Raw genomic sequence first — 17,921 nt, forward strand, 5'->3', positions numbered from 1 at the left:
CAAACCGCGCAAATTGCGCTTATGTTACGCTTCAGCTCGAACAATATAGTCATACAATAAGAGAATCGATCATGTCTGATAAGAAACCCTCCCTGCGCTCGGCCCAATGGTTTGGCACCGCCGACAAGAACGGCTTCATGTACCGCAGCTGGATGAAAAATCAGGGCATCGCCGACCATCAGTTCCATGGCAAGCCGATCATCGGCATCTGCAACACCTGGTCGGAGCTGACGCCGTGCAACGCGCACTTCCGGCAGATCGCCGAGCACGTCAAGCGTGGCGTGATCGAAGCTGGGGGCTTCCCAGTGGAGTTCCCGGTGTTCTCCAACGGCGAATCGAACCTGCGCCCCACCGCCATGCTGACGCGCAACCTGGCGAGCATGGACGTGGAAGAGGCGATTCGCGGCAATCCGATCGACGGCGTGGTGCTGCTCACCGGTTGCGACAAGACCACCCCGGCCTTGCTGATGGGCGCCGCCAGTTGCGACGTGCCAGCCATCGTTGTCACCGGCGGGCCGATGCTCAACGGCAAGCACAAGGGCCAGGACATCGGCTCGGGCACCGTGGTGTGGCAGTTGAGCGAACAGGTCAAGGCCGGCACCATCACCCTCGACGATTTCCTTGCGGCCGAGGGCGGCATGTCCCGCTCGGCCGGTACCTGCAACACCATGGGCACGGCCTCGACCATGGCCTGCATGGCCGAAGCCCTCGGCACCTCCCTGCCCCACAACGCGGCGATTCCCGCCGTGGATGCAAGGCGTTACGTGCTGGCCCACATGTCGGGCATGCGCGCCGTGGAAATGGTCCGTGAAGACCTGAAGCTGTCGAAGATCCTGACCAAGGAAGCCTTCGAAAACGCCATCCGCGTCAACGCCGCCATTGGCGGTTCGACCAATGCGGTGATCCATCTCAAGGCCATCGCCGGGCGCATCGGCGTGCAACTGGACTTGGACGACTGGACCCGCATCGGCCGCGGCATGCCGACTATCGTCGACTTGCAGCCGTCCGGGCGCTTCCTGATGGAAGAGTTCTACTACGCCGGTGGCCTGCCCGCCGTGCTCCGTCGTCTCGGCGAAGCGAACCTGATCCCGCACCCGAACGCGTTGACGGTCAACGGCAAGAGCCTCGGCGAAAACACCAAGGATGCGCCGATCTACGGCCAGGACGAAGTCATCCGCACCCTGGACAACCCGATCCGCGCCGACGGCGGTATCTGCGTCTTGCGCGGTAACCTGGCGCCCCTGGGCGCGGTGCTCAAACCTTCCGCCGCCACGCCTGAGCTGATGCAGCATCGTGGCCGCGCCGTGGTGTTCGAGAATTTCGACGAATACAAGGCGCGGATCAACGACCCTGAACTCGATGTGGACGCCGACTCGATCCTGGTGATGAAGAACTGCGGGCCGAAAGGTTATCCAGGCATGGCTGAAGTCGGCAACATGGGCTTGCCGGCCAAGCTGCTGGCCCAGGGCGTGACGGACATGGTGCGGATTTCCGATGCGCGCATGAGTGGCACCGCCTACGGCACCGTAGTCCTGCACGTGGCACCGGAAGCCGCGGCCGGCGGACCTTTGGCCGCCGTGAAAGAAGGCGACTGGATCGAACTCGACTGCGCCAGCGGCCGCCTGCACCTGGACATCCCGGACGCCGAACTCGCCGCGCGCCTGGCCGACCTCGCGCCACCGCAGCAATTGTTGGTGGGCGGCTATCGCCAGTTGTACATCGATCACGTGTTGCAAGCGGACCAGGGCTGCGATTTCGATTTCCTGGTGGGCTGCCGTGGGGCCGAGGTGCCGCGTCACTCCCACTGACCCACAATGAGGAGCTGTTGTAGGAGCTGCGTAGGAGCTGCCGAGTGCAACGAGGCTGCGATCTTTCCAAGGACACTTGAATCTCAAGCGAAAGATCAAGATCAAGATCAAGATCAAGATCAAGATCAAGATCAAAAGATCGCAGGCTTCGCCAGCTCCTATGTATGGACTCGCCCCCACTGTCAACCTGCGTTTGAACACCGATACCCGGTTGCATCTATGTATAAGGCCTGTTCGAGGAAGCATGATCAGCTTCTGGCCAACATTGGGTGAGCTCGCGGTATGCCGATTACAGTGAGGCCTCAAGGGCCGGTAGGAGCTCAGGCATCTATCCGCGACGGTCTGACCTGGGGTCAATGTTCCTTAGCAAGGGTTGAGGCGGCTCAGCGCCCCGGTGGCACAACTCGGTAAATTAATGGTCCATCGCAGCCTCCGGACTAGACGCCGGTTGGCGACGATAGGTTTCTTCGTTTTGAAGCAATACCCAAATGATTCGTAGGTTACGGTTGGCCAGTCGTACAGCCGCGCCTTTTTGTCCATGACGGTTCAACCAGCGCCGCAGTCGCCGATCATCTGGATGATCCGAATCCGGCCGCACCTGTTTCAACACCGCGTGCGCCCCTTGGATCGTCAAGCTTCGCAGGTAGGCATCACCACGCTTGCACATCTTGCCCAGTCTCACCGTCTGCCCGCTGCTGTGTTGTTCGGGCACTGTGCCGAAATAGGCAGCAAATTGCCGGGCATTTTGGAACCGCTCAGGTTCGGTCTGCTTGGCCAATACGGCGGTGGCGATGATGGGGCCGATGCCGCGTACCGTCATCAGCCGTTTCGCTGTTTCATCTTCACGAGCCGCGACTTCCAGCCGCCCCGTCAGCATACGGATACGTTCGCTCATCTGGCTCCACTCGCCCAGCAACTCGGCGATCAGCTCGCGCAACATGTCCGGTAATGGCTGGGTGGCATCCTCCAGTAGCCGTGGAATATTGCGGCCAAGGGAGGTTTCGCCTTGCGCAATGGCAATACCATGCTCGAGCAGCAAACCGCGCATCTGATTACCCAGGGCGGTACGCCGTCGCACGTAACCCTGCCGGGCCCGATGCAGTGCCTGCATGGCCAACTGTGCCGTACTTTTGACCGGCACGGCTGCAATGCCCTTGTCCCGACCTGCCCGCAATATCGCCAGCACATCATTTCGATCATTCTTCGCGCCGCTGCGATGCTCGGCCACACGCTGCGCTGGCAGAATCCGCACCGCATTGCCCTGTTGCTGCAACTGCCGCGCCCAGGCCTGCGCCCCTGGTCCCGTTTCCATCAACACTGTCAGGCCTGTGGGCAATTGGTGCAGGAACTTCAAAAAGGCTTCACGCGACTTGATTCGTTGTTCGTAAATCACCTGGCCGAGAGCGTCTTCTCCGGCCACCTGGAACACGTTCTTGGCAAGGTCCACCGCCAGGGTCGAACAGGCCGATACATCGGCTGGAGACAGACTGGTTTTGGTCGTATGCTTCTTCACGGGCTCGCCCTCGCTGTCGTTGGCTTCTTAAGAATGCCACCGTGGCGCTACAGACGCCTCGGCTTGGGCGAGTCCATCCAATTACAGGGTCCAGCGGGAGCTCTCTCGCCACAAGGTCATTCAGCCCCCAGGGTTTGACCTGATGAACACCCGCCGCGCCTGCTATCATGCGCAGCACTCCCCTCGCCGACAGGATCGCGCCGCGTCCCATGGATTACCGCAAACCCTCCGACCGCAAGAGCATGCATGCGCGCATCGTCCAGGAATTGGGCATGCAGATCGTCTCCGGGCGCTTCAAGCCGGATGACAAACTGCCCGCCGAAGCGTTGTTATGCGAAGAGTACGCGGTCAGTCGCCCGGTGCTGCGCGAAGCCACGCGGGTGCTGGTCGCCAAGGGGCTGGTGTATTCGCGCCCGCGCGTGGGCACGGTGGTCAAGGCCCGGCGGGAATGGCACATGCTCGATCCCGATGTGCTGCACTGGCTGATGCAGAGCAGCCCGCAGAATGAATTCTTCGGCCTGCTCACCAGCGTGCGCAGCATCATCGAGCCGGCCGCGGCTGCCCTCGCCGCCCAGTTCGCCACCGACGAAGACATCGCCGCGATCAACGAAGCCTACCAGCGCATGGAAACCGCCCCGACCCCCGAAGCCCTGTTGCAGCCGGACCTGGACTTCCACAGCCGCATTGCCGACGCCACTCACAACGACCTGCTCGCCAACCTCTGCAACATGTTGTCCGTGGCGATCGCCGAAGCGCTCAAGCACTCCAACCAGCGGCCCAACCTGCATGAGCTGGCAATGCCACGGCACAAGGCGATCCTCACCGCCATCGAGAACCGCGACGCCCTCGGCGCCCGCCATGCCACGCTGGTGCAACTTGACGATGCCCGCAGCGCACTGAATGTGGTGCTGGGCGCCGATCCCGCCTGACCGATCCCGCTGAATGCGCCTGGCGCGGGCCAGTCGGCTGACAGGCACAACCGCTGCACGACAGGGCGGTATCTATATACCGCCCGCGCCAAAAGACTGAGGTCAATACTGTCCTTGCCGCCATTGCGACGGCCATCCATTCATGAAAAGGACTTCATATGACCTCGCTTTCCACAGCGCCCCCCTCTGCGCTTGCCAGACGCGTGAGCCAAGTGTTCGCAAGCCGTCCGACCTTCAAGCACGTCTCGCAAAGCATGCTCGAGCGGACCTTGAAAGAAAGATACCCCTCGCTGACGATCGATCTTTCCAAGACCCGATTGGCGACGCCCGAAGCGACTGCCAACAGCTACCGTTTCCAATCATTGATGGGCCTGGTGCTCGATTACCTGGCCCTCGGCAAACCCGTTGATTTCAAGGGACGGCGCGAGCTGCGCAGTTTTCTCACCGACCAGCCACCCCGGCAACTTCATCCACGCGATGGAAGGCTGGACATGAAAGTCATCGAGCAGCTTGTGCTCGAACTGCCATGGACAGTATCGATCGGCCTGGAGGACGCACTGGTCCGCTACTGGAATGAGGGTCCGGACAGGGACAGCCAGACCGGGCCGCCCGAAAGCGACAGTCGCTGGGGCTGGCTCAGCACCGCATTGAAGAACGCCCTGCACCTGTGCGCGCTGCAACAAGCTGAACTGACCGAACCGGCACGCGAAGCCCTGGATCAGATCGTGCGCTGGCCGAACCGTGATACACGGATGAGCCAGGTTCCACCGGTCTACGCGTACCGCCTGGAGACCACCTTGACGCAGGGCGACACCACGACCGTGTTATCCGGCTCCGATATAGTGTTGTTGCATTACACCCGCGTCGGACTCGTCGTGCTGTTGTGCAGTCCTGGCCGTCCCGTCCAGTCTTTCTCCTCGCTGGACAGTTTCAGGACCCATTGGGCCGAATGGATTGCGGGCCAATACATTGTCGATGCCATCACCTGCGGACTCGATGAAATCGACGGCAATGTCTTCGACACCCAGGCCGCGATGATCCTGGAGCAGCAGCTCACGGACCTCAGGGCCGTCCAGTTGCCCTCGCGGTTCGGTCTGCAACGCCTCGGCGAGCTTTACAACGAGCTGAGCGACCCCTCCCATTATCTGCTCGACACTCCGCACCTTTCTCCTTCGACGTCGGACAAGCTGTCACCATTGCTGCCCGACTGGCTGAGGACGGCACCGCTGGTTGACCAAACCAGATTCCAGCATTACGGCCTGACCCTGGCCAGCGCCAAGAAACGCAACGACGGCAGGACCTTCCTCAGCGACATCAAGGATATCAGGCGCTTTGCGGCCGACGCTTTGATCGAGCGCATGCGGCAACCGGCCGCGATGCCCAACGACGATCGCTGCCACCCCGACGAGGTGCAACTGACGTTCACCATTGCCGCGGGTTACCCCGGCACATCCGGCGTTGTCGAGAAACACACCATGAGCCTGACCGACCTGGCCATCGACAACCTGATCGCCCGTCGCAGTGGGCGTTTCAAACTCAGCCACCGCCGGGGCCTGGCAATACCGGCATGGCTGACGCCGGACTTCATTACCCGCAAGGACGGACTGATCGAGCAGGTCGACATCGGCAGAACCTACCCCGGTTATCTCAAGGAACAGCTCCTGGCTTCGCCCCACGTGCAGCAACGCCAGCGCCTGTTCGCCGAACAGATCCCGTCCCAATTGGCCCTTGAGGCCCTCAAGCAGGTACACAGCCAGGAAGACGGCATGACCGGCGAAGGCCTTGCCCTGTTGGAAGCGCTCCTGGAACCCGAGGCGGGCGAGCAACAGGTCAACGGGCGAGCGGTCGTCATCCGGACCCTGGCTTTCCTGCGAAAACCCCAAGCCCTGCCCGACGCCGTGGCGAACATGTACCTCATGGAACATCAGGACCTGCAAACAGGGCCACACCTGTTGTACAGACCGCTCTACACACCTTCGCTGCAACAATTCCCGACACGTCGGGCACTGTTCGAGGCGATCGCAACACCGGGGGAACTGCAGAACAGCATCCTGACCTGGCTATCCGATGCCGCTCGTCCCATCTACGCCAATGGAGGTTTTCGGGAGCCGCACATCATACGTTTTCTCCAGGGGGATGAATTCGACCTTCCACCCATCCCCGCTCGCGCGACGGTGGCGACCGACGAGGTCAGCGAGGAAATACAGCAGTACCTGCGCAAAGGCGAGCTGATGCAATACCTCTACGGCGCCAATGCCCGTGCCCTGATCGCCCAGGCCAACCAGGAATCGGTTTCAAACAGCGAGAGCCGCTGGGCCGTGCTCCTGGAGGGCGGCAGCCTGTTGTTCCAAACACTATTGATGCCCCTGCTACGCGGGCCGGCCATGGCCGCCGCCTGGCTGTGGACGCTGATGGCCGGGGCCAGCCACGACATCCAGGCGCTGAACAGTGAAGATCCGTTGACCCGGGAGCTGGCCGCCATCGACCTGCTGATCAACCTCAGCATGCTGGTGCACCAGTTCCCTGCCATCAGCGCGCCTGTCCATGCCCCACCGGCCGAGACATTGAAGGAACAGGCGATGCGTTCACCCGCGCCGCGAACCGTTGCCGAACAGTGGCCCGCTCCGGCCTCGCCAAGGGTCCTTGAAGGCACGGTGACTTTACCTGGCGAAGATTCCGGGGTTGCCAGCAGCGCCTTGGACTTGAGCTTCGCCAACGCTCGCCACCGCCTGACGTCTGGACAACGAGCGCAATTGAATCGTCTGCAAGTGCCACGCCCGGCATCACTGCCTGAGCCGATCGAACAGCCGCCCTACGTGGGTCTGCACAGCATTGACGGAAGATGGTACGCCTTGGTGGATGAACAGCTGTATCAAGTGCGTCCCGAGGCGGACGGCAGCGCGACGATCGTCGATCCGCTCGATCCGGCACGAAGCGGCCCGCCCTTGCAATCGGACGATCGAGGCCGCTGGTCCCTGGATTTTCGGCTGCGTCTGCGTGGAGGGATGCCGCCCAAGCGCATCGCCCAGATGCGTCGCAGCAATACACAAAGATTCAACGAGCTGGCGCTGGAATTTCTCAACTTCGAACAGCAACACGACAACCAGATAAAAGCCGCGGACGTCGCGCTGGAGGTCATGAAGAAGGCCCATGAAAGAAGCGACGTGACCCAAGTGCAGCGTGCCCAGAGGCGCGCATACGCTTATAAGTTGCTTGAAGAGCAGGTAACGCGCTATCAGCGCCTACTCGATGCCATTCCTGAGTACACCCGCCTCGGTGGCACATTGCGCAACGACTTCAAGCACTTCCTCATGCAAAACATCGTTATCAATGCGCGCAAGGCGTTCGTGGTGGTTGAAATGGATTTCAACGCCGAGCAGGCTGCTCACGTCCCCTTCACGAGGATAGAAACAGCGCCAGGCGCCTCCATCCATTCCCCCCGGGAGTACGTCGAATACCTGGAACGGATATGCGACATCAATGACCGCGGCATCCACTGGCTCGAGCTCAAGGATCGTTATCTCGATGAGTTGTTCAATCTGGACAGCGCCGGCGTCGCCATCGTCAGAAAAATGACCGAAGGCCGGCAGGGGGAAAGAAGTGCGCCCGCGGTGAAGGTGCTGCATTTGCCCGCCCTGGCGGCATTGGCAAATATTCATGATCCTGGCCTGCCCTCCCTCCTGCAATCGATTGTCAACATGCTGGAGCAGCAAATCCGCTCCCACGCCGACTTACGGATGTATGAACTGCAGCCTTCGGAGGAATTCGCCCTGCTGGACAGCCTGACACAACATTACGGTCAGAACCTGGACGCCTTGCGAGGCATAAAAGCCCTGCGCGGCAGCGAGTCCCCAACCTCCTACCTCGATAGGATCATCAACCTGGTGGAAGGGCTATACGAGGAGGTCTCCGCTAAGCTGGCCCTGCATGTCAAACCCGAACCGCAACCTCGCAAGCGCCTGCCCAAGCTGCCCGGAAGAGTCACGAAGAAGATCATCAAGACCCGCAAAAACGGGCTCCTGATCGGCGACATGACGAAAGTCGACCCAACGTCGACCCTTGAAGTCGTCGAGTTGCGCTCCGAAGTGGATGACCACGTGATGGCCAGCTATACGCAGCACGGAGATGTCTGGGATATCGTCGAGGAGCACCGGCCTGCTCCCACACCGCAAATGAGGAGCGTCAACACGATCAAAGGCGAGGCCAGGAAACTGCTCAATGATGTGGAAGAACGCCTGGGGCGTGCCGAAGGCTATAAAAAATACTGTCGCTACCCTCAGGAAATTGAAGAGATCCTGATCAATGAGGCCAATCGCTATGGCAACCTGTCCGAAGAACTGAACAGGGCCTTGACCGCTACGCAGGGCTCATGGCCACCAGCGGACCAGGAACTGATGGACACACTGTCCAGCGTCGCTGGTCGCCTGAGCGCCAAGGGACGAGACCTGCGTATCGAACTGAGCCTGGCATTACCCCCCACCGACGGCGCCCTCCAGTATTTGTTGGAGAGCGACAACGTACAAATTGCACGGATCGAAGGACGCAAACCCCTGCGAAAAGACTTTTTCCAGGAATACGCCATCAACGATCGCAACGGTTCGCCGATCTGGTATGCGCATTTTCACTACGAAAAGATCGATACGCCAAAAGAGCAATACAGCGTCGCGCATCTCAAGACCAAGGCCCAACGCAGGGAACACTACCACTCAATGCTGGCAAAGGCCGACAGTCCTTACGCCGTCGTAAATGTGCATCGAGGCTCGATCGGAAAAGCCCTGGCAACACAAAAGTTCCTGCCATTAGCGCCTTGATCGACAGACGCACCGCCGCGTAGCGGAAAAGCCTTGGCGCCGTTTCGTTACGCAATCATTCAGCAAGCGACGGCCAATGGCGCCAGTGTCGGGCGCTACCAGAAACCACGCCCGATCGGGTCATATGTATATACCACCTTGCCAAGGCTTGTTGGCTCGACACTCTGTTCGCCGTCATTGCGACGATACCCGTTTATGAAAAGGACTTCTCATGACCTCATCCTCCACCGCCGATGGCCCCTCGGCCTTCGCTGAAAAAGTGAGCCAAGCATTCGCCAGCCGCCCTGCATTCGAGCAGGTCGCGCAGCAAATGTTCGAACACGCCCTCAAGGAAAGATACCCTTCACTCTGCGCTCTCGACTTTTCCAACCTGCGTGTGGCGACCCCGACCGATTCGCGCAGTTGGGGATTTGCTCTGTTGATGCCGCGCCTGCTCGACTACCTGGCGCTGGGTACCCCAGTGGACCTGGGCGAACGGCATGGCCGGCAATGCTATCTTTCCCAGACGTTCCCCTACCCGCTCTCCTCGGAGAGCGAGCAGTTGGACATCAAAGTCGTCGAGAACCTGATACGCGAACTGCCCTGGACCGTGCCGATTGGCCTCGAAACGGCGCTGACCGATTATTGGAACGGGGACATCGAGGCCAACGGCGTGGCCGCCCCAAACAACGTCACCAGTCGCTGGCGCTGGCTCAGCGACTCACTGAAAAACCTGGCGCATGTCCATGCCTTGCAGCAACCTGGGCTCACCGAGCCGCAACGTGATGCCCTGGATCAGCTTGCACGCTGGCCGGAAGGCGATCAGCGCTTGAGCCGCCATGCGTCCCCGGTGTACGCCTACGCCCTGAAAACCACGCTCACCCAAGGTGCCTCCAGCACTGTCTTGCCCAGCAACGACATCCTCCTGCAGCGGTTCACCCGCAGCGGACGCGTCATTCTGCTGTGCAGCCCAGGCAACGCGGTACGCCCCTTCGCTTCCATGGAAACGTTCCTGAGTCATTGGGGTGAACGGTTTGCCAATCGGTACGTTGCCGATACCATCACGTGCCAATACAACGAGATCGCTGGCAATGCCTTCGATACCCAGGCGATGTTGATACTGGAGCAGCAATTACTCGACTTGAAGGCGATACAGCTGCCTTCCAGGATCGGCCTGCAAAACCTGAGCAGGCTCTACAACGAGCTCAGTGATCCGGCGCGTTACCTGCTCGACGCACCGCGCCTCACGCCCCAGACATCGGCACCGTTGCAATCCATCCTGCCCGATTGGGTGAAGCAGGCGTCCATTGTCGACCAGACCAGGTTCCAGCACTACAGCCTTGCCCTGGCCAGCGCCAAAAGAAACAGCCAAGGCCGGACATTTCTCAGCGACATCCAGAACATCGAGCAATTCGCGGCCGAGGCGCTGCTCGACCGGATGAGACAAATCAATGACAGCAGCCGGGCCCTGGTTCAGGCCAGCCACTATGCGCCCGACGACATCGAGCTGATTTTTACCGTGGCCGCGGGTTTCCCCGGCACCGCAGGCATCGTCGAGAAAAGAACGATGACCCTGACTGAATTGGCCATCAGGAATCTCGTGGGCAGGCCAAGCGGACGTGTCCGCCTCAGGCACCGCCATGGGCTGACACTGCCCGAATGGTTGACGCCAGACTTGATCAACCGCCCGGGCGGCTTGATCGAACAGGTAGACATAGGAACGGCTTATCCCCGTTATCTGCAACAAAAGCTGTTGGACAATGCCTCCGAGGCGCCGGACCACCAACGCTTGTTTGCCGATCAGTATCCAGCGCAACTGGCGCTCGAGGCGTTGAAGCTGGTGCATAGCAACGAAAACGGCATGACTCGCCAAGGCCTGGACCTGGTGGAAGCCTTGCTCAAGCCCGACGCAAGCGAACAGCAAGTCGGGGGCAGACCGGTGCTCATCCGACACCTGGCCTTGCTGCGCAGACCCGAGGCCCGGCCCGATACGGTGACCAATATGTTCATCATCGAATCCCAAGACCACACAACAGGCCCCCACCTGCTGTATCGCCCGCTTTACTCGCCGACATTGCATGAATTCCCCACGCGGGCGGCGCTGCTGCAAGCCATCGCCACGCCGGGCGAGCTCCAGACCAGCATTTTGAACTGGATGCCGGATGCGGCCCGTCCGATCTATGACGGCGGCGGCTTTCTTGAGCCGCACATCGTGCGTTTTTTACAGGGAGACGAGTTCACACTTGCGGAAAAACCCGCCCCGGCGACGCTCGCCACCGACGCAGGCGACGATGAGCTGCAGCAGTCCCTGCGCAACGGCGTATTGATGCAGTACCTGTACGGCTGCAATGCCGAAGCCCTGATCTCACAGGCGGACCGGGGCTCCAACTCCAACACCGAAAGCCGCTGGGCCGTCTTGATAGAGGGAAGCAGCCTGTTGTTCAACACACTGCTGGTCCCCTTGCTGCGCGGCCCGGCCATGGCCGCCACCTGGCTGTGGAACCTGATGGCCAGTGCCAGTCATGACATCCCGGCTTTCAGCAGTGACGACCCGATGACCCGGGAACTCGCCGCCATCGACTTGCTGATCAACCTCAGCATGCTGGTGAACCAGTTTCACACCAGCGCCACGCCCTTTGCAGAACCGCTGCCCGAGTCGCTCAAGACGCAGACGATGCGCCCGCCCGCGCCACGCATCGTTGCCGAGCAATGGCCCGCACCCGCCGCGCCAGCCATCGTGAATGGGGCCGTTGCTTTGCCCGGCGAATATTCCGAAGCCGCCGGCGGTGCCCTGGATTTCAGTTTCGCCAGCGCCCGGCATCGCCTGACGCCTCCATTGCGTGCGCGACTGAACGCGTTACGCGTGCCGCGCCCCGCGTCACTGCCTGCCCCGCTGAAGGAAGGTCCGCTCAAGGGCCTCTACCTCATTGGCGGTCAGTACCACGTCCTGATTGAAGGCATCCTCTATCAAGCCAGGCAGGAACCGGGCGGCAGCATGGTAATGGCCGACCCGCTCGACCCGGCACGGAACGGCCCGGCATTGAAAACCGACGGACTCGGAAACTGGTCCATGGACCTGCGTCTGCGCCTGCGTGGGGGAATGCCCAAGCGCATCACCGAGATGCGCGAGCGCAAGATCGCCCGGTTGATGGAGCTGAGCACGGAACTGAAGACCTACGCCAACGAGCAAACTGATCGGCAGAGGAACCTGAACGTTGCCTTGGCGGTGTTGACCCGACTTAACGAAACGAGCGGCGTCTCGGAACAGAGGCTATCGACACAGCGAGGGCAGGTCTCGCGGCTGATTCAGGAACAGACCGACATCTATTTGAAGCTGCTCACAGCGGCGCCGGAATTCGACCAACTGGGTCTCGAACTGCCCCCGGGAACCCTCCATAGCCTGATGGAGAACCTGATCGTCGACAGTCGCAAAGCACTCCTGCTGGCGGAAATGGATCGGGCTGCACTAATGTCCGCCAATAGCCGCTACACCGGCGACGTGGACGCAGTCGAAGCAGCGGTTACCCGAGATACCCTGGGCTACTTGCGGTACCTTGACGAGCTGAGTCGAATCAACGATCGAGCGATCCATTGGCTGGACCTCAAGGATCAATACCTGGAGGCGCTGTACAACCTGGACGCCGATGGCATGCAAGCGTTCCAGCGTCTGACCCAAGACCGCCCGCCCAACGAAAGAGACTCGATCGCCACCAAAGCCGTTCAGTTGCCGACGCTGGCCTCACTGGTTTTCAAACGTTTCGACTCCGACCTGCCCGACAGCGTGCATCGCATCCTCCAACCCTTGGTGCAGCAGGTGCGCACCCATTCCGATCTAAAAATCTACGAACTGCCCGCCACGCAGCAGCTTGAGCTGCTGGAGAGCCTGACCCAGCATTACGGCGAAGCCCTCGACGCCTTGCAGGGCATAAAAGCCCTGGAGGCCAGCGAAATCAATCCTCCTTATTTCGACAGGCTGATCAAACTTGTCGAAGGGCTCTACGAGGAGGTGCACAAACGGCTGGCCGCCGAGGTCAAGCCAGAGCCGCAACGCAAGCCCCGCCCGCCTAAACAGACCAGGACTCCCGCCGGAAAGCCGCAAAAGAAAGTCATCAGGACCCGCAAAAGTGGCTTCTTGATCGGCGACCTCAAACCCGTCGGAACAGCCCCGCAAATCGAAACCGTGGAGCTGCGCTCCGAAGTTGACGATCAGGTCATCGCCACCTATACGCAGCATGACGATGTCTGGGATATGGTCGAAGTACGCCGACCGACTCCGCCGCCCAGGACGCGAGCGCTCAATGCAGTCAGGAGCGATGTGCAAGCGCTGCTGGGGCAACTGGACGCGCGCATGCGCGGCGCGCAAAGTTATAAAGCCTACTGCCGCTATCCCCAGGAGATAGAAGAGATCCTGAATATCGAGGCCACGCGCTTCAGCCGACTGGGCGAGGAGTTCGACAGGGCTATCAACGCCGCGCAAGCCCCACGGACCCCGGCGGATCAGGCATTGGCCGGGCAAATCGCCGCGGCCGTCACCCTGTTGACCACTCGAGGCCGCGCCCTGCGCATCGAGCTGAGCCTGCAATTGCCACCCACCGACGGCACCGTCCGATACCTGTTTGAAAATGACCTGATACAGGTCGCACGGCTCGGGCCGCGTCAGGCCATGACCGGGTCCCGCAAGGATTACCTCCAGGAGTACGCCATCAATGACCGTGACGGTCGGCCCGTCTGGTACGCGCACTTCCACTATGAGAAAGCCGACACGCCGAAAGCGGACTATAGCGTCGCGCATTTGAAAACCAAGGAACAGCGCAGGGCGAACTACCACTCCCTGCTCGCCCACGCTAACAATCCCCACGCCGTGGTGGATGTGTACCGTGGGCGAATCGGCAAATCCCTGGCGGCCAGCAAGTTCCTGCCGTTGGCCCCCTGACCGACGCGCCGGCGTGACACCTGCAAAAAAGCCGCAACCCAGGGGTTGCGGCTTTTTCTTCGACGGCAAATCAGTGGGCAAACAACGAATTACCCTTCTGCCCGGCGAGCTTCTCAGGCTTGATCAGGAACCGTGCCAGCGCGGGCAGCAGCCACAGCGCGCCGAACATGTTCCACAACAGCATGAACGTCAGCATCAGGCCCATGTCCGCCTGGAACTTGATGGCCGAGAAGATCCACGTGCACACGCCAATCGCCAGGCACAAGCCGGTGAACAATACGGCTTTACCGGTGGACTTCAGCGTCTGGTAGTAGGCTTCCTGCAACGGCAGCCCGGCCCGCAGGAAACTTTCCAGGCGGCTGTAGATGTAAATGCCGTAGTCCACGCCAATCCCCACGCCCAGGGCGACCACCGGCAAGGTCGCGACCTTCACCCCGATGCCCATGAAGGCCATCAAGGCGTTGCCCAGCACCGACGTCAGCACCAGCGGCAGCACGATGCACAGCGTCGCTGCCCAGGAACGGAAAGTGATCATGCACATGGTCGCCACGCAGATGTACACCAGGACCAGGATGGTCAGCTCCGATTCCTTGATCACCTCGTTGGTGGCGGCCTCGATGCCCGCGTTGCCGGCAGCCAGGATGAACTCCAGGCCATCGCGATTGTTCTCCTTGGCAAAGTCCTGCACCGCCTTCACTGCGCGGTCCAGGGTCTCGGCCTTGTGGTCGTTGAGAAACACCAGCACCGGCGCCAGGGAACAGCTGTTGTTGTACAAGCCATCGGCCCGGGCAATGGAGCTGTTGAGCACATCGGGGTTACGCGACAGGGTTTCCCATTTCAGGTTGCCCTCGTTCATGCCCTTGATCATCTGCTTGGACACGGTCACCAGGGAAATCGCCGACTGCACGCCCTCGGTGTTCTGCATCTTCCACATCAATTCGTCGATCGGCGCCATGGCTTCATAGCGCGAGCAGCCTTCGGCCTTGGTCTTGACCATGACCACCAGTACGTCGGAGCTGGTGGAGTAATTGCTGATGATGAAATTATTGTCCTGGTTGTAGCGCGAGTCCGGGCGCAGCTCCGGCGCGCCCTGGTCGAGGTCGCCGATCTTCAGGTTCTGGCTGTACCAGAGGCCACCGCCAAACGCGAGCACGGCCAGGGCAATCGATACCGGCGCGACCTTGGCGCTGGCGAAGTTCGACAGCGTGCGCCAGAACGGATGCTCGCGGGTCGCGTCTTTCTTGCTGCGCTCCACGGCGCGTTTGCTGATGCCGACGTAGGAGATCGCCACCGGCAGCAGGATCAGGTTGGTGAACACGATGACCGCCACGCCGATGGACGCGCCGATGGCGAGTTCGCGAATCACGCCGATGTCGATGATCAACAGGGTGATGAAGCCAACGGCATCGGCCAGGATCGCGATCATGCCCGGCAGGAACAACTGGCGGAAGGTGCGCCGCGCTGCCGTCAGGGCGTTGTCCGCCTCGCTGGATTGCAAGGCGATGCCATTGATCTTCTGCACGCCATGGGAAATGCCGATGGCGAAGATCAGGAACGGCACCAGCATTGAATAAGGGTCCAGGCCAAACCCGGCCGCGTGCATCAAACCCAATTGCCAGACCACCGCCACCAAGGTAGTGCTCAGCACCGCGACGGTGCTGCGCATGCAGTGAGTGAACCAGTACAGCAGGATCAAGGTAATGACGAAGGCGACGCCGAAGAACATCACCACCATGACCAGGCCGTCGATCAAGTCGCCGACCTTTTTGGCGAAACCGACGATGTGGATCTGCACGTTCGGGTTCTGGGCCTCGAACTTGTTGCGGATCTTGTCTTCAAGTTCATGGGAGAACTTGCGGTAGTCCAGGGCGAGCAACTTGCCTTGGTCTTGCGGGTCCGGGTAGGACTCCAGCAATGGAATATCGACGATGCTCGATTTGAAATCGTTGGCCACCAAGCGTCCGACCTGGCCGGACTTCAGCACGTTGTTGCGCAACAGGTCGAGGCTGTCGGCCGAGCCGTCGTAGCTCTGGGGAATCACCTCGCCGCCGGCGAAGCCCTCTTCCGTCACTTCGGTCCAGCGCACGCTCGGGCTCCACAGCGACTTGAGCCCAGAACGGTCGACGCCCGGGATATAGAAAACTTCATCGTGGATCTGGCGCAGGGTCTCCATGTATTCCTTGGAGAAAATGTCGCCGTCAGTGGCTTCAACGGAGATGCGCACCGTGTTGCCCAGGTTCGCCAGGTCGTTGCGGTGTTCGAGCATCTTTTCGATGAAGGGGTGCTCGAGGGGGATCATTTTTTCGAAGCTGGTGGACGGCCGGATCAGCGTGGCCTGCCAGAACAGGAAAATGCTGACCAGCAGGCAAATGACGATCACTGCCGGGCGGTTATTGAAAATCAGGCGCTCGAGGAACGTCGCCTTGTCTTGGTGATGACTGCTCATGGGGTCCGCCTTGTTGTTATTGTGCCCGCCTGACAGGCCCGGCTCATTTGCTCAGTTCGGCGCCAGTGGCCGAGGTGGCGCGGACGCCGCCCTGTCCCGCCAGGATCAGGTTGCCATTGCCCGCCGCCGTGACGGCCGCTACGGAAATACGGTCGGGGCGGTTGAAGACACTGAACGTCACGCCGTCGTCGGTGCTGCGGATCACGCTGCCACCGTTGCCGACGATCACGATCGAGCCGTCCGCCAACAGCGTCGCGCCCGACAAGCCGAACTCCAGCGCGCCACGGGCAGCCTTGAGCTCGACCTGCTCCCAGGTCGCGCCAAAATCGGCGGAACGATAAAGATTGCCGCGCAGGCCATAGGCCAACAGCGTCGAAGGCTGGGCGGTGCCGATGACGCCGAACAGCGAGCCTTCATACGGCCCCTGGAGTTTTTCCCAGGTCTGCCCGCCGTCGGCGGAACGGAACATGCTGCCGGCCTCGCCGACGACGAACAGCCCGGCGTCCTTTACGGCAGCGATGGCGTTGAGGTGGTATTGATCTTCATTGTCGAGGCGGTCGCTGGCGTTTTCCCAGTGCTTGCCGCCATCGTTGGTCTCGTACAGCGCACCGTAGGCACCCACGGCGAAACCATGGCTGGCGTCCTGGAACCAGATATCCAGCAACGGTGCTTCACGGGTCAGGTCTTCGAATTGTTTGGTCCATGTGCTGCCACCGTCTTCGCTGGCAAAGATCTGCGCGTCGTGCCCCACGGCCCAGCCGTGCTTGTCGTCGACGAAAAACACGGCGGTGAGCAATTGACGGGTTGGCACCTTGGCCTGGGTCCAGGACTTGCCCTGGTCATCGGAATAGACGATATGCCCCCGGTCACCGACCGCCACCAGGCGCTGGCCGGCCTGCACCACATCGAGCATCAGGGTCTTGCTGGCCTTGGCCGATTCGACGGAATAGATGACATCGGACGTTGATGCCGCCACCGCAAGCACCGGTGCCGACAACACCACAGAGCCCAGCAGCGAGAGCGCCGAGGCCAGCAACGCCACACGGCGCAGCATCGGCGGCCGGCAGCGGCCCACAGCCATGACAGGCTCACTCATAGACCTTTCCCCCATTATTATTGTTATGGCTTGGTACGTTGCAGTCCTGAAGCATAGTCCTGAAACCTGCAATCTAGAGCCACTTCGCAAGCTGGACCTATCCTATCGGGCTTTCGAAAGGTCTGACAATCGACGCCACGTTATCTTTTGTTAACCGTGGGGGATTGGCGGCGTGGGTGAATGGCGGGGTATTCGGTGGGGTGATGGATGTGATGAGGCAACTTGCTCACGCGGGCCTTCGTAGGAGCTGGCGAAGCCTGCGATCTTTTGATCTTTTGATCTTTTGATCTTTTGATCTTTTGATCTTTTGATCTTTTGATCTTTCACTTGGGATTCAAGTGTCTGGGGAAAGATCGCAGCCTCGCTTCGCTCGGCAGCTCCTACACAGCTCCTACAGCCAGCGCGA

The 17,921-nt window shown here is 60.8% G+C and carries 7 protein-coding genes; 4 read left to right on the plus strand and 3 right to left on the minus strand.

The window, feature by feature from the left end:
* The first annotated feature begins 71 nt into the window (after positions 1–71).
* Positions 72–1,808, plus strand: a complete 1,737-nt coding sequence (locus M8Q45_RS13255; protein WP_249875128.1) for an IlvD/Edd family dehydratase — start codon at positions 72–74, stop codon at positions 1,806–1,808.
* Between the two features lie 412 nt (positions 1,809–2,220).
* Here M8Q45_RS13255 and M8Q45_RS13260 read toward each other — a convergent pair whose 3' ends face one another.
* A complete protein-coding gene (locus M8Q45_RS13260; protein WP_249877317.1) occupies positions 2,221–3,294 on the minus strand; it encodes an IS110 family RNA-guided transposase in 1,074 nt (357 codons plus the stop codon).
* A gap of 236 nt (positions 3,295–3,530) precedes the next feature.
* Between M8Q45_RS13260 and M8Q45_RS13265 the strand changes: the two genes are divergently transcribed.
* The 3 genes from M8Q45_RS13265 (at position 3,531) to M8Q45_RS13275 (ending at position 13,973) form a co-directional block, all read left to right on the plus strand.
* Positions 3,531–4,250: a FadR/GntR family transcriptional regulator gene (locus M8Q45_RS13265; RefSeq protein WP_249875129.1), complete on the plus strand. Its 720-nt coding sequence runs from the start codon at positions 3,531–3,533 to the stop codon at positions 4,248–4,250.
* A gap of 269 nt (positions 4,251–4,519) precedes the next feature.
* On the plus strand, positions 4,520–9,061 hold the full coding sequence (locus tag M8Q45_RS13270) for a dermonecrotic toxin domain-containing protein (RefSeq protein WP_249875130.1): 4,542 nt from the start codon (positions 4,520–4,522) through the stop codon (positions 9,059–9,061).
* A 211-nt stretch (positions 9,062–9,272) separates the two neighbouring features.
* Positions 9,273–13,973, plus strand: coding sequence for a dermonecrotic toxin domain-containing protein (locus M8Q45_RS13275; RefSeq protein ID WP_249875131.1), 4,701 nt, complete (start codon positions 9,273–9,275; stop codon positions 13,971–13,973).
* 70 nt (positions 13,974–14,043) lie between these two features.
* On the opposite strand, the gene M8Q45_RS13280 is transcribed toward M8Q45_RS13275, so the two are convergent.
* Positions 14,044–16,419 (minus strand): efflux RND transporter permease subunit, encoded by a 2,376-nt coding sequence (locus tag M8Q45_RS13280; RefSeq protein ID WP_249875132.1) that lies wholly within the window; start codon positions 16,417–16,419, stop codon positions 14,044–14,046.
* A 43-nt stretch (positions 16,420–16,462) separates the two neighbouring features.
* Positions 16,463–17,515, minus strand: coding sequence for a WD40/YVTN/BNR-like repeat-containing protein (locus M8Q45_RS13285; protein ID WP_249875133.1), 1,053 nt, complete (start codon positions 17,513–17,515; stop codon positions 16,463–16,465).
* Positions 17,516–17,921: the final 406 nt, after the last annotated feature.

The sequence above is a fragment of the Pseudomonas sp. T1.Ur genome, assembly GCF_023516725.1.
GTDB lineage: Bacteria > Pseudomonadota > Gammaproteobacteria > Pseudomonadales > Pseudomonadaceae > Aquipseudomonas > Aquipseudomonas alvandae.

Bases quoted from the DNA above. Each gene is read 5' to 3' on its own strand.
- M8Q45_RS13265 (WP_249875129.1), top strand. From the start codon at position 3,531: ATGGATTACCGCAAACCCTCCGACCGCAAGAGCATGCATGCGCGCATC.
- M8Q45_RS13280 (WP_249875132.1), bottom strand. From the start codon at position 16,419: ATGAGCAGTCATCACCAAGACAAGGCGACGTTCCTCGAGCGCCTGATT.
- M8Q45_RS13275 (WP_249875131.1), top strand. From the start codon at position 9,273: ATGACCTCATCCTCCACCGCCGATGGCCCCTCGGCCTTCGCTGAAAAA.
- M8Q45_RS13285 (WP_249875133.1), bottom strand. From the start codon at position 17,515: ATGAGTGAGCCTGTCATGGCTGTGGGCCGCTGCCGGCCGCCGATGCTG.
- M8Q45_RS13255 (WP_249875128.1), top strand. From the start codon at position 72: ATGTCTGATAAGAAACCCTCCCTGCGCTCGGCCCAATGGTTTGGCACC.